Origin of the sequence: Polaribacter aquimarinus (genome assembly GCF_003129485.1) — a bacterium.
Classification (GTDB): domain Bacteria; phylum Bacteroidota; class Bacteroidia; order Flavobacteriales; family Flavobacteriaceae; genus Polaribacter; species Polaribacter aquimarinus.
In genome coordinates this window covers 73,080-86,351 of record NZ_QFFG01000004.1, presented here as the reverse complement: position 1 = coordinate 86,351, position 13,272 = coordinate 73,080, and the positions used below count along the sequence as shown (strand labels likewise).

Here is a 13,272-nt window from a genome sequence, read left to right as displayed (position 1 = left end):
TTTTATTATTTTTTGAGACACTTTTAAGATGCTTACGTTATATAAGTGTAAAAAGAAACGAACCTAGCTTTTTTGAATTCAAAAAACATCATACAAAAATGCAAAGCAAATGATTATTCAGCTCAATTAGAGGTGTATCATTCTTATAAAAATATGATGTTTGGCAGTGCCATAAGAATTCTAAAAAATAGGGAAGAAGCAGAAGATATTGTGCAAGATGCATTTATAAAAGGATTTGAAAAGATTCACCAATTGCAAGATGAAGCGAATTTAGGAGCGTGGTTAAAGCGAATTGTAGTAAATAAATCTTTAGATGTAGCTAGAAATAGAAATCGCTTCATTTTTACAAGTGAAGATTCAATTTTAGAAAATAAACCAGATGAGAATGAAGATGATTTAAAACCTAATATTTCAATTGATTTTATCAAAGAATGCATTAACAGTTTAAAAGAAAAATACAGAATTATTTTAGTGTTGTATATGATAGAAGATTACAATCACAGAGAAATAGGAGAGTTATTAAGTATTAATGAAAGTACAGTGAGAAACCAATATAGAAGAGGAAAAAATCAATTATTACAGCTATTAAAAGTAAAGAAAACAGGATGAAATTAGAAGATTACATAAAAGAAAACAAAACAGCTTTTGATTCTGAAAAGATGTCATCAAAGTCAGATATAGCTTTTGAGAAGTTATTGAAAGCGAAGTTGCATCAACCTAAAAAAGAGAAAGTAGTGTATTTAAAATACATTACTGTTGCAGCAAGTGTTGTTTTGGCTTTTTCAGTCTTTTTATGGTGGAATCAACAAGAAGAAATCAGTGAAGAGAAGCAAATATTATTAGCAAATTTAGAAAATGATTCAGCAGGAAAACGTTTGGAAGGAGTCTATGCTTTTAATGATGAATATGCAAAAGAAGACAAAAAAATAATCTCAACTTTAATCGGAATTTTACATAAAGATGAAAATGCAAATGTAAAAATAGCCACTATTGATGCCTTGTTGAAATTCCCAAAAAACGAACAAATTAGAACCAATTTAATTAAAGCTTTACAAAATGAAGAAGCGCCTTTGGTACAAATAAAATTAATAAAAGCATTAAGTTTTTTAAGAGAAAATCGTGCACAAAAACCTCTTGAAGAGCTTATAAAAAATGAAGAAACCTACCCAATTGTTAAGAACAATGCAACATTAGCAATGGTAGAAATTAAACAATAAACACAATGAAAAATATAAAATACATATTAGCTTTTGCACTTTCAATTTCATTTTTTGGAGTATATGGGCAAGAAAAAAAAATAAAATTTAGCAAAGGAACTTTAAAAATATGCTCCTCTAAAAATTTTACCATAACAGGTTATGATGGTAAAGAAGTCATCATAAAAAGTTTACACGAAAAGAGAAATTCAAATTTTTACAGATACAAGGTAAATTCTACAAATGCACCTGGTAATTTCCCAAGAGTAAAAGGAGCAACAACCATTAGCAGAAGTAGTAGAGGAAGTAATTCTTTTTCATTCCACTCTTCAAATGATAGCTTAAAAAAAGGGAGAGTAGTTTTCTTCGGTAGTGATGGAAATAGAAAAGAAGGATTAAAAAGGTTAGGAAAAAAAAGTGAAAATAAAGATTTAGGAATTTACTTTACAATAGAACAAAAAAATGGTGAGTTGATTTTTAAAGATCAAACAGAGGGTCAATTGGTAATGGTTAGTAATGAACGCTATGAAATTAAAATCCCAAATTCCATAAAATTAAATTGGCATACAAACGGATGTGATAAAGTTGCTAATCAAAGAAGAAATAGATATGTTTTCTTTAATTCTAAAGCCTCTAGTTTATCAAATTTTAATGGAGAAGTAGAAATATCAACTTCATTAAATAATATGAAATTAGTGGATGTTACTGGGCCTGTTTCAATAAATTCTATTGGCGGTAATGTTACTATTGAATTTGATAAAAAAGAACCTAAAAAACTCTATTCTATCTATTCTAATAATGGTTTTATTGATGTTACATTACCTAGTAAATCTGATGTTACTGTAGATACGAATTCGGCTTCTATTTATTCCGATATTGATTTTAATGTTTTAGAAGATAAAGAAGAACCAGGTGCTCAAAAGATGAAATTGAAGCTAAATAAAGGAAATGTAAAGATGAAACTAAACGCAGGATTAGGGAATATTTATCTTAGAAAAAAATAATATAATTCTATTTACTTATACTTAAAAACTCCGTTCAGAAATTATCTAAACGGAGTTTTTTTATTCTTTAAACACTGATAAAGAAATCATTTAACTGCTTTAAAAAAAACTAAAATTTTAATTATTAATTAAAACCCATTCTCCCTTTTCTATTAAAGGAATTGCTTGTTTAAATTTAACAACCTTTTCTTCACCACTCATTACATTTTTAATAGTAACACGTTCGTTTCTACCAATTTTTGGTTGCTCTCTTACAATCGTTTCTACAGGTTCAACAGATTGTTGACGAGAGTTCTGAATCGCTTGTTCAGTGGTGTTCTGTACATCGGCTTTACTTGTATTTAATCGTTCTCTTTTTTGTTGGCGAGCTTCCGAAATCTGATTCGTATCTTGCGATGGTAATTCTCCTTTAAACAAGAAAGATAAAACTTCTCTATTAATTTCATCTACAGTCTGTTTGAATAATTCAAAAGCTTCAAATTTGTAAATTAATAAAGGATCTTTTTGTTCATAAGACGCATTTTGTACAGACTGTTTTAAATCATCCATTTTACGTAAATGATCTTTCCAGTTTTCATCAATAATCGCTAATGTGATGTTTTTCTCAAAATCGGTAATTAAAGATTTACCTTCAGATTCATAGGCTTCTTTTAAGTTGGTTACAACTTGTAGCGATTTAATTCCGTCTGTAAACGGAACTACAATTCGCTCATATCTGTCTCCTTCATTTTCAAAAACATCTTTAATGACAGGATAGGCTAAAACTGCATTTTTTTCGATTTTTTCTTTATAATTCTTTGTTACAAAGTCGTATAATTTGTCTGTTAGTTCTTTTTCTGATGATTTATCAAATTCTTCATCTGTAAATGGAGAGGTCATAGATGAAAAACGAATCAATTCGAATTCAAAATTTTGAAAATCTTTTGCAGCTTTGTTCGCATTTACAATAGACTCGCAAGTATCGTAAATCATATTGGCAATATCAACTTGCAAACGTTTACCATCTAAAGCGTGACGTCTTCTTTTATAAACGAACTCACGTTGTGCGTTCATAATATCATCATACTCTAACAAACGTTTTCTGATACCAAAGTTGTTTTCTTCAACTTTCTTTTGTGCTCTTTCAATAGATTTGGTTATCATAGAATGCTGAATTACTTCACCTTCTTTTAATCCCATTCTATCCATCATTTTGGCAATTCTATCAGAACCAAACAAACGCATTAAATTATCATCTAAAGCAACATAAAATTGAGAAGAACCAACATCTCCTTGTCTTCCTGCACGTCCTCTTAACTGTCTGTCTACACGTCTAGAATCATGACGTTCTGTACCAATAATTGCCAAACCACCAGCAGCTTTTACTTCATCAGACAATTTAATATCTGTTCCACGACCAGCCATATTAGTTGCAATGGTTACAATACCAGGTTTACCAGCTTCTGCAACAACATCAGCTTCACGTTTGTGTAATTTTGCATTTAATATATTATGAGGAATTTTACGCATTTGTAACATTCTACCTAATAATTCTGAGATTTCTACAGAAGTTGTACCTACTAAAACAGGACGTTTTTGTTCTACTAACTTAACGATATCATCAATTACTGCATTGTATTTCTCACGAGCAGTTTTATAAATTAAATCTTCTTTATCATCTCTTTGGATAGGTTTATTAGTAGGAATCTCTACAACATCTAGTTTGTAGATTTCCCATAATTCACCTGCTTCTGTAATCGCAGTTCCTGTCATACCAGACAATTTACGATACATTCTAAAGTAATTTTGAAGTGTTACTGTTGCAAAAGTTTGTGTAGCATCTTCAATTTTTACATTTTCTTTGGCTTCAATGGCTTGATGTAATCCGTCTGAATAACGACGACCGTCCATAATACGACCAGTTTGTTCATCAACAATCATTACTTTATTATCCATCACAACGTATTCTACATCTTTTTCGAAAACAGTATAAGCTTTCAATAATTGATTCATAGTATGAATACGCTCACTTTTAATGCTAAAGTCTTTGTATAATTCTTCTTTTTGTGCTGCTTTTTCTTCTTTTGAGGTTTCTGAAGCATCAATTTCTCCAATTTTAACACCAATATCAGGCAAAACAAAGAAAGTATCGTTGTTTGTTTTCTCTGATAAATGAGCAATTCCTTTATCAGTTAAATCAATTTGATTGTTTTTTTCTTCCACAACAAACCACAAATCTTCATCTACCTCTGGCATTAATTTGTTGTTATCTTGCATGTAATAGTTTTCTGTCTTTTGCAAGATTTGCTTAACTCCTTCTTGAGATAAAAACTTAATTAATGCTTTGTTTTTAGGTAAACCTCTATAAACTCTTAGTAATAAGAATCCACCATCTTTATCATTTCCATCAGCAATCAATTTTTTAGCTTCTGCCAAAACACCAACTAAATGTTGTTTTTGTTGAATTACTAAATCGGAAACTAAAGGTTTTAACTCGTTAAATTCATGCCTATCTCCTTGTGGAACAGGGCCAGAAATAATTAATGGGGTTCTAGCATCATCAATTAAAACAGAATCTACCTCATCAATAATAGCATAATTTGGTGCTCTTTGAACTAAATCGTCTTTAGAGCTTGCCATATTATCACGCAAATAATCGAAACCAAATTCGTTATTTGTACCATAAGTAATGTCTGCATTGTAGGCTTTTCTACGTGCATCAGAATTTGGTTGATGATAATCAATACAATCTGTAGATAATCCATGGAATTCAAAAATAGGTCCCATCCAAGCTTTATCACGTTTAGCTAAATAGTCGTTTACAGTTACTACGTGAACTCCATTTCCTGTTAAAGCATTTAGATATACAGGTAATGTAGATACTAAAGTTTTTCCTTCACCAGTCATCATTTCTGCAACTTTACCTTGATGTAAAACAGAACCACCAATTAACTGCACATCATAATGCACCATATCCCAAGTAACAGGTTTACCTGCAGCATCCCATGAATTTGCCCAATAAGCTTTGTCATTTTCTAGAGTAATATTATCTCTTTCTGCGGATAATTCTCTGTCAAAAGGAGTCGCTGTAACTTCGATCTCTTCATTTTCTACAAAACGTTTTGCAGTTTCTTTAACAACAGCAAATGCTTCAGGCATAATAGTTAACAAAGCTTCTTCAGATACTTTGTAGGCATTATCTTTTAATGCATCTATTTCTGTATAAATATCCTCTTGATGATCAATATCAGCAGTTTTAGCTTCTATTTCTAGAGCTGTAATTTTATCATCAAATTCTTTTGTAGCGTCTTTAATTTTATTTTTGAATTCTAGCGTTTTTGAACGCAATTCATCATTTGAAAGTTTTGCAATTTCTACCTCAAATTTTCTTACATCATCTACAATTGGCTGTAGTGTTTTTAAATCTTTCTGTTGTTTGTCACCAACAAATAGTTTAATCACGGAGTCTAAGATTCCCATTTATTTTTATGTTTTTCAGTTATTTAAAATAACTGTGTTTGTTTAATTGAAATTCAATTTGAATTAACTTTAAAAATAGTATTTTCTCGATTAAAAGAAAACAAAAAAAAAGCCTCTTTAGAGACTTTTAATATTTTTTACTGAGTTAGTATTCATCTTCGTTCCAAAGATAATCATCTTCGGTTGGATAATCTGGCCAAATTTCAATAATCGAGTCGTATGCATCACCTTCATCTTCTATATCTTGTAGGTTTTCTACTACTTCTAAAGGAGCTCCAGTTCTAATAGCGTAATCTATTAACTCGTCTTTGGTTGCTGGCCAAGGTGCATCTGCTAAATAAGATGCTAATTCTAATGTCCAATACATTTCTTATTGTTTAATTTTGTGCAAAAATAATTTTTTTACGCAATTATGCAAGTCTTTTTTAAGAAATATAAAATCAATAAAAAAAGAACGTACTATTTTTTTTCAGGAATCCACTTGATTTCCTCTACTGATAAGTCTTTAGACAACTTTCGTGCCAACGTAAAAAGATAGTCAGAAAGTCGGTTTAAATACTTTATAATGTCATTATTAATAGTTTCTTGATCATTTAATTCGACCGATAAACGTTCTGCTCGTCTACAAACACATCTTGCTATGTGACAGAATGACACTGCTTGATGCCCGCCGGGTAAAATAAAATGAGTCATTTGCGGAAGCTCAGTATCCATTTTATCAATTCCTTCTTCTAAAAAAAGAATGGAGTTTTCATCAACTTTAGGGATATTTAATCTTTCTTTTCCAGATTTTAAAATTTCTTTTTCTGGAGGAGTAGCTAACATTGCTCCTAAAGTAAATAACTCATTCTGAATTTTTAATAGAGAGGTTTTAATAAGAATACTAATATCTTGGTCTTTAATTAAACCGATATAGGAGTTGAGTTCGTCTACGGTTCCGTAACTTTCAATTCTTAAGTTGTATTTTTTTACTCTAGTTCCTCCAAATAGTGCAGTTGTTCCTTTATCTCCGGTTTTAGTATATATTTTCATTTTTTGAGCTTAAAAGTTGAAAGTTTCAAAGTTACAAAGTTTAAATTCTAAGAAAGTGTTAAACTCTTATCTTAAAATGTTCTTTAGCTTGCTCTTTTCTGAAAAATACTATTCCAAAATGAAAAACATCAACAGTAACCCTAACTTTTGGGTGGTTTTTAATTTCTAACCACGCTTCTTCCATTTCTTTGTTCCAATAAATGTCATCAAAAATCCAAAAAGAATCGTTTTTAATTGATGATAAACAAATATTAAAATAAGCTAATGTGGCTTTTTTGGTATGATTACCATCAAAATAAATAAAATCAAGTTTTTTGTTATTGATTACTTTAGGTAGTATTTCATCGAAATTTCCAATAATATTATCAATATTTTTTAAATGATTGTTTTTAAATAAAACTTGAGCAATTTTCGCAGTTTCTGGGCACCCTTCAAGAGTTGTAATTTTGGAGTTTTGATATCCAACTTTGATGGCAGAAGTTCCTAATCCTATAGAAGTTCCAATTTCTAGACTATTTTCAGGTTTAAAATATTTTACAATTTTTATTAAAAGTTTTGCTTTTTTATTAGAAACTGCTGCAACTTTTACAATTTTAGAAACTTTACGTTTGTTGGTCTTAAAAGTTTTTGAGCCAGAACCAAAATCAGTTACCTTTATTGTGGATTGATTGTCTAATAACTGATTTTTAAACCCTAAAAACAATTTCCATAAACCATTATCAATTTTTGTATAAAAACATTTGGTAACTAAAATATATACAAAAGGAGAATGAACCCCATGTTGATTTGTTGATTTTGTAATAAATTTTAAATATTGTGTTAACAAATAAAGATTTTTTTAAATAGAAAACGAAAATAAAATAAAATTATAGCAAACCACTTTTAAAAAGTATATTTGTGCTTATTGATGATTAAATTAAAATGAAAAAACACTTTTTATTATTCTTAACAATATTTGTATTTTTCTCTTGTGTACCTGGTAAAGACTTGGTTTATTTAAGTGGTGATCCTGTCGATTTTAAAGAAATACAAAGAATAAATAATGTTCCTTATAAATTACAAGTAGATGATATTATTTACATTGATATAAAATCAACGAATAAAGATTTAGTTACTGTTTTTAGGAAACAAGATGCTAATGTTGGTGCAAGTGGTCAAGTTGGAAATAATCTTGGAGCGGGTTATTTTACAGATTATAGTGTAGATAATTATGGTAATATAAGAATACCTACAATTGGTAATGTTAATGTTCTAGGGTATACAGTTACTGAAGTTAGAGAAAAAATAGAATCTGAATTAAAAAAGTTTATAAAAGATGAAGAAAACTTATTTATAACTGTTAAATTGTCCGGTATAAGATTTACCATTATAGGTGAAGTTTCACAGCCAGGTACCAAAGTACTTTTTCAAAATAGAGTATCAGTATTAGAAGCAATAGCTAACTCTGGAGATATAACAGATGTTGGAAACAGAAAAGCTGTAGAAATTATAAGAAATACTGGTTTTGAGGTTAAAAAATTTACAATTGATTTAACAAAAATTGAAGCGCTTAATTCAGATGTCTTTTACATAAAACCAAATGATTATATTAATGTACTGCCCTTAAAACAAAAAGCTTGGGGTACAGGTACAACAGGCCTAGAATCTCTTTCAACTTTTGTTTCAATTTTTACTTTAATTACTTCAACAATTGTTTTAGCGAAAAACCTGTAGTTTTATGGACAACAAAACGAATTTTATTACCGATTCTGTAGCAAGTTCTTTGCCTAATACCATTGATATAAAGAGTTATTTTTTTAAAATATTATCTTATTGGAAACTTTTTTTAGTTACAATAACAATAGCTCTAATTATTGCAAAATTTATGAACGGCTTTAAACAAAGGGTTTATAGTCTTGATACAATTATTTCTGTTAAAGAACAAAATAATCCTTTATTTTCTACAGGAACTAATATTGCTTTTAATTGGGGAGGAGCCAGTGATGAAGTAGAAACGGTGAGAGTTATTCTTATATCTAGATCTCACAATGAAAAAGTTGTTAAGAAGCTAAAATTTTATATTCAATACCTTAAAGAAGGTAAATATAGAAAAGAAGACGTTTATGGTTATACACCATTCAAAGTAAAGTTGAATGATAATAAACCCCAGTTGTATAATAAACTAATTGAAGTTTTAATAACTGGAGAAAATACATTTAAATTATCTTTTGATTTTAATGAATCGAATAATAATACTTTAATAAATTACAAAACCAATTCTTATTCAACTTACACATCTTCCCAAATAAAATTTTCAAAAGAATATAATGTTAATAATCTAATTGAAACTCCTTTTTTTAATTTTTCATTAGAAAAAATAGGCAGTTTTAATTTAGGTGATAAGTTCTACATTAGATTTGCAGATTTTGATGGCACAGTTGGAAGTAACAGAGGTATTAGTGTAAATTCAATTACCAATGCTGCTTCAATGCTAAGGTTGTCTAAAAGCGGTACTAATAAAAAAAGATTAGAAGATTATTTGAACGCCACTGTTTATGTGTTAGATTCATTAAAAAGACAAGATAAAATTGCGTATGCAGTAAAAACTGAAGAGTATATAGATACGTTATTTATTAGAGAAGGAGAAAGACTTAAAAACATTGAAAAAGATTTAGGTAGTTTTAGAGAGAATAATAATATTTTCGATTTATCTGCAGAAGGTGCTAATATTTATGGAGAAACGATTGAGTTAGAAAAGGAAAAAAGACAATTGTTAGAGTACAACGATTATCTATCTAATTTAAAGCGGTATATAATTACTCATAATAAATACGACCAGACACCAGTTCCAGCAATGGTTATCATTCAGGATCCAAAAATATCCACTGGTGTAAGTGCTTTAATTACTAAATCTAGCTTAAGAGAAAGATTAAGAAAGTCTGTAACAGACAATCATCCAGAAATTATAAAAATTGATTCCGAAATTAGAATTGCAAAAAACAATTTAATAGAAAATATCAATTCATTAATCAGTCTTAATTCTAATAAAATCAATAAAATTTCTTTGAATTTGTCTTCTTATAAATCTAAACTTAAAGGTTTACCAAAAAGAGAGCAAAAGTTAATTAATTTTCAAAGAGATTATGAAATTTCTGAAGCAAATTATAATTATTTAAAACAAAAAAAATATGAAGCTGGTACTGCAATAGCCGCAAACGTATCGGATGTAAAAGTTATAGATAGTGCTAAAGATTTAGGGCAGGGACCAATTTATCCTAACACAAGCTTTAATTATATTTTAGGTTTAATTTTTGGTACAATTACTCCATTATTTTTTATAATAATTAGAGAGTTTTTAGATAATAAAATTCACACAGCAGAAGAAATTCAAAATAATTATGCAATTCCTGTTTTGGGTGTAATTGGAAGAAATCAAGGTAAAAATAATTTGGCAGTTTTTGAAAGGCCAAAATCTTCTGTATCGGAATCTTTTAGAGCCATAAGATCAAATATTCAATTTTTATTTAAAAATGCTCAAGAAGACTCTTGTAAAACATTGTTATTAACTTCCTCTGTTAGTGGAGAAGGTAAAACAATGATATCAATCAATATGGCTACAGTTTTTGCTTTAAGTGGAAAAAAAACAGTATTGGTTGGCTTAGATTTAAGAAAACCTAAAATTTATGATGATTTCGATTTGCCAAACGATATTGGTGTAGTGAATCATTTAATAAATCAAAAAACTTTAGACGAAATAATTACTCCCACTCAAATTCCTAATTTAGATATTATTTTATCGGGACCAATTCCACCAAATCCATCAGAATTATTATTAAATAAGACTGCGGATAATATGATTAAAAGTTTAAAAGAAAAATACGACTACTTAATTATAGATACTCCTCCGGTAGGTTTAGTTTCAGATGCCCTAGAATTATTTAAATATTCTGATGCTATCGTTTATGTTATTCGTCAAGAATATTCTGAAAGAGGTATGATGAAGATGATTGATGATAAATACAAAAACAAAGAGGTAACAAATATAAGTTATGTATTAAACGACTTTTCTATAAAAAGTAAATATGGGTATGGCTATGGATATGGTTACGGTTATGGCTACGGATATGGCTACGGGTATGGAAAATATGGTTATGGATATCACGAGAATGAAGAATCTGAAGGTATTTTAAATAAAATTTTAAATTTCATAAAACCAAAGAAGTAATTGAATGATGCATAAAAATGAGTATGCTCCTTATTTTGAACAATACTTAGAACTCGTTGATAAAGACAAATCAATTATTTATAATTTAGAGTCTTCCCAAAAAGAATTTGAAAGTATTTTATTATTACTTCCTAAAGAGAAGCAAACTTATGCTTATGCAGCAGGTAAATGGACAATTAAAGAGTTAATTCAACATATTATAGATACAGAACGTATTTTTTGTTATAGAGCTTTATGTTTTGCTAGGAATGATAAAACTGAATTGCCTGGTTTTGATCAAGATATTTTTGTAAATAATGGCAAAGCAAATGACTTAGATTTTTATGATTTATTAGATGAGATGAAAGCTTTAAGAAAATCTACCATTCAATTATTTAAGAGTTTTTCTGATGAAGCTTTGGTAAGAATGGGTATAGCTTCTAGCAATAAAATTTCTGTAAGAGCTTTAGGATATTTATTTTCAGGACATCAATTGCATCATTTGAATGTAGTGAAAGAAAGATATGTATAAAAAAACCGAAGCAAAGCTTCGGTTTTTTTATACAAGTTGTTTAACTTATTTTAAACTTCCAGTCATATCTTCTGGTTTTACCCATTCATCATATTGTTTTGGAGTTACATACCCTAAACGAACTGCTTCTTCTTTTAAAGTTGTTCCGTTTGCGTGGGCTGTATTTGCTATTTCTGCTGCTTTGTAATACCCAATTTTGGTGTTTAAAGCTGTAACTAACATTAAAGAGTTGTTTACCAATTCTGTAATTCTTGTGTGATTTGGTTCAATACCAGCTGCACAGTTTTCATCAAAAGAAACACAAGCATCTCCAATTAATTGAGCGGATTGTAACACATTTGCAGCCATTACTGGTTTAAATACATTTAATTCGTAATGACCTTGAGTTCCACCAACAGTAACTGCAACATCATTACCCATAACTTGTGCACAAACCATAGTCATCGCTTCACATTGGGTAGGATTTACTTTACCAGGCATTATAGAAGATCCTGGTTCGTTTGCAGGAATGATGATTTCACCAATTCCAGAACGTGGTCCAGAAGCCATTAAACGAATGTCATTGGCAATTTTATTTAAAGAAACTGCAACTTGTTTTAAGGCACCATGCGTTTCTACTAAAGCATCATGTGCAGCCAAAGCTTCAAATTTATTTTCTGCAGTTATAAAAGGCATTCCTGTAAATTCTGCAATATATTTTGCGACTAAAACATCGTAACCAGCAGGTGTGTTTAAACCTGTACCAACTGCAGTTCCACCTAAAGCTAATTGACTTAAATGTTCAAGTGTGTTTTTTAATGCTTTGATGCCAAAATTTAATTGTGCTACATAGCCAGAGAATTCTTGACCTAAGGTTAGAGGAGTAGCATCCATTAAGTGAGTTCTACCAATTTTTACTACATCGTTAAATGCTTCTGATTTGGCTTTTAATGTATCTCTTAGTTGTTCAATTCCTGGAATGGTCGTTTCAACTATTTTTTTATAAGCTGCAATGTGCATTCCTGTTGGAAAAGTATCGTTTGATGATTGTGATTTGTTTACATCATCATTAGGTTGAATGGTTTTTTCTCCTTCGCCAATAACTTTTCCTGCAATTTCGTGCGCTCTGTTAGCAATTACTTCGTTCACATTCATATTTGATTGTGTACCAGAACCCGTTTGCCAAATTACCAAAGGAAATTGGTCATCGTGTTTGCCTTCTAAAATTTCATCACAAACTTGAGCTATTAAATCTCTTTTTTCTGATGCTAAAACTCCTAATTCTGCGTTTGTATAAGCAGCTGCTTTTTTTAAGTAAGCAAAACCATATACAATTTCTAATGGCATAGATGCAGGAGCACCAATTTTAAAGTTGTTACGAGAACGTTCTGTTTGAGCTCCCCAATACTTATCTGCAGGAACTTCAACCTGTCCCATTGTGTCTTTTTCGATTCTATATTTCATAATTTGGATGTAAAATTTTGACGAAGCAAAATTACGAAAAACTATTCTCAAGCATAGTTGATAAATATCATTATTTGATAAAAAAAATATTTTTTTGATGTGGACTTTTTGAAAATAAGTATTATTTTTGCATCAAGTAATATTTTTAATACATACAAATGTTAGATTTTTCAGAATTTTCAGGATTAGTTTTATTTATGTTCATTTTTACAGCTGGTTTTTGGTTGTTAATTTTCTTATTAACATTTGTAGTGCCTTACTGGATTGGTGGAACAATTTGGGAAAATATGAAATTAAAGAAAGAAGCTAGAAAAGCTGCTGAAGGAAAATAAGCAGTACTTACAATATATTAAAAACTCGTTTTTGGGAAACCAAAAACGAGTTTTTTTATGTGTTTGAATCATCGTTAGGGAATGAAACGGC

The 13,272-nt window shown here is 29.5% G+C and carries 12 protein-coding genes; 7 read left to right on the top strand and 5 right to left on the bottom strand.

The features are described from left to right. Positions 1–72 precede the first annotated feature (72 nt). From DIS07_RS10205 to DIS07_RS10195, 3 genes are read left to right on the top strand one after another with little or no spacing between them, the layout of a single operon-like run. Positions 73–609 (top strand): RNA polymerase sigma factor, encoded by a 537-nt coding sequence (locus DIS07_RS10205; protein WP_109405151.1) that lies wholly within the window; start codon positions 73–75, stop codon positions 607–609. Next, a complete protein-coding gene (locus DIS07_RS10200) occupies positions 606–1,217 on the top strand; it encodes a HEAT repeat domain-containing protein (RefSeq protein WP_109405150.1) in 612 nt (203 codons plus the stop codon). Before DIS07_RS10205 ends, DIS07_RS10200 begins: the two co-directional genes overlap by 4 nt. 5 nt (positions 1,218–1,222) lie before the next feature. Next, positions 1,223–2,200, top strand: a complete 978-nt coding sequence (locus DIS07_RS10195; RefSeq protein ID WP_109405149.1) for a DUF4097 family beta strand repeat-containing protein — start codon at positions 1,223–1,225, stop codon at positions 2,198–2,200. 117 nt (positions 2,201–2,317) lie between these two features. Here DIS07_RS10195 and secA read toward each other — a convergent pair whose 3' ends face one another. From secA to DIS07_RS10175, 4 genes are all read right to left on the bottom strand, one after another. Further along, complete coding sequence (gene secA / locus DIS07_RS10190) at positions 2,318–5,659, bottom strand: preprotein translocase subunit SecA (protein ID WP_109405148.1); 3,342 nt, start codon at positions 5,657–5,659, stop codon at positions 2,318–2,320. A gap of 145 nt (positions 5,660–5,804) precedes the next feature. Further along, the gene (locus tag DIS07_RS10185; protein WP_015479930.1) at positions 5,805–6,026 is read right to left on the bottom strand and encodes a DUF2795 domain-containing protein; all 222 of its coding nucleotides are present in this window, start codon (positions 6,024–6,026) and stop codon (positions 5,805–5,807) included. A 92-nt stretch (positions 6,027–6,118) separates the two neighbouring features. Continuing rightward, on the bottom strand, positions 6,119–6,691 hold the full coding sequence (locus tag DIS07_RS10180; protein ID WP_109405147.1) for a cob(I)yrinic acid a,c-diamide adenosyltransferase: 573 nt from the start codon (positions 6,689–6,691) through the stop codon (positions 6,119–6,121). Between the two features lie 58 nt (positions 6,692–6,749). Further along, entirely contained in the window at positions 6,750–7,517 is a 768-nt protein-coding gene (locus tag DIS07_RS10175) for an O-methyltransferase (protein WP_109405146.1), read from the bottom strand. Positions 7,518–7,612: 95 nt separating this feature from the next. On the opposite strand from DIS07_RS10175, the gene DIS07_RS10170 reads away from it, so the two are divergent. Genes DIS07_RS10170 through DIS07_RS10160 form a run of 3 tightly spaced genes read left to right on the top strand, consistent with a single transcriptional unit; the run spans position 7,613 to position 11,406 of the window. Continuing rightward, positions 7,613–8,404: a polysaccharide biosynthesis/export family protein gene (locus tag DIS07_RS10170; RefSeq protein WP_109405145.1), complete on the top strand. Its 792-nt coding sequence runs from the start codon at positions 7,613–7,615 to the stop codon at positions 8,402–8,404. A gap of 4 nt (positions 8,405–8,408) precedes the next feature. Continuing rightward, the gene (locus DIS07_RS10165) at positions 8,409–10,895 is read left to right on the top strand and encodes a GumC family protein (protein WP_109405144.1); all 2,487 of its coding nucleotides are present in this window, start codon (positions 8,409–8,411) and stop codon (positions 10,893–10,895) included. Between the two features lie 4 nt (positions 10,896–10,899). Further along, positions 10,900–11,406, top strand: coding sequence for a DinB family protein (locus DIS07_RS10160; protein ID WP_109405143.1), 507 nt, complete (start codon positions 10,900–10,902; stop codon positions 11,404–11,406). Positions 11,407–11,451: 45 nt separating this feature from the next. Here DIS07_RS10160 and fumC read toward each other — a convergent pair whose 3' ends face one another. Next, a complete protein-coding gene (fumC, locus tag DIS07_RS10155; protein ID WP_109405142.1) occupies positions 11,452–12,849 on the bottom strand; it encodes a class II fumarate hydratase in 1,398 nt (465 codons plus the stop codon). A gap of 158 nt (positions 12,850–13,007) precedes the next feature. Between fumC and DIS07_RS15105 the strand changes: the two genes are divergently transcribed. Next, on the top strand, positions 13,008–13,181 hold the full coding sequence (locus tag DIS07_RS15105; protein ID WP_036821348.1) for a hypothetical protein: 174 nt from the start codon (positions 13,008–13,010) through the stop codon (positions 13,179–13,181). Positions 13,182–13,272: the final 91 nt, after the last annotated feature.

What these genes read in the sequence shown, in the direction of transcription:
- DIS07_RS15105 (WP_036821348.1), top strand. Translation starts at nt 13,008, where the DNA reads ATGTTAGATTTTTCAGAATTTTCAGGATTAGTTTTATTTATGTTCATT.
- DIS07_RS10170 (WP_109405145.1), top strand. Translation starts at nt 7,613, where the DNA reads ATGAAAAAACACTTTTTATTATTCTTAACAATATTTGTATTTTTCTCT.
- fumC (WP_109405142.1), bottom strand. Translation starts at nt 12,849, where the DNA reads ATGAAATATAGAATCGAAAAAGACACAATGGGACAGGTTGAAGTTCCT.
- DIS07_RS10195 (WP_109405149.1), top strand. Translation starts at nt 1,223, where the DNA reads ATGAAAAATATAAAATACATATTAGCTTTTGCACTTTCAATTTCATTT.
- DIS07_RS10160 (WP_109405143.1), top strand. Translation starts at nt 10,900, where the DNA reads ATGATGCATAAAAATGAGTATGCTCCTTATTTTGAACAATACTTAGAA.
- secA (WP_109405148.1), bottom strand. Translation starts at nt 5,659, where the DNA reads ATGGGAATCTTAGACTCCGTGATTAAACTATTTGTTGGTGACAAACAA.
- DIS07_RS10200 (WP_109405150.1), top strand. Translation starts at nt 606, where the DNA reads ATGAAATTAGAAGATTACATAAAAGAAAACAAAACAGCTTTTGATTCT.
- DIS07_RS10165 (WP_109405144.1), top strand. Translation starts at nt 8,409, where the DNA reads ATGGACAACAAAACGAATTTTATTACCGATTCTGTAGCAAGTTCTTTG.
- DIS07_RS10180 (WP_109405147.1), bottom strand. Translation starts at nt 6,691, where the DNA reads ATGAAAATATATACTAAAACCGGAGATAAAGGAACAACTGCACTATTT.
- DIS07_RS10185 (WP_015479930.1), bottom strand. Translation starts at nt 6,026, where the DNA reads ATGTATTGGACATTAGAATTAGCATCTTATTTAGCAGATGCACCTTGG.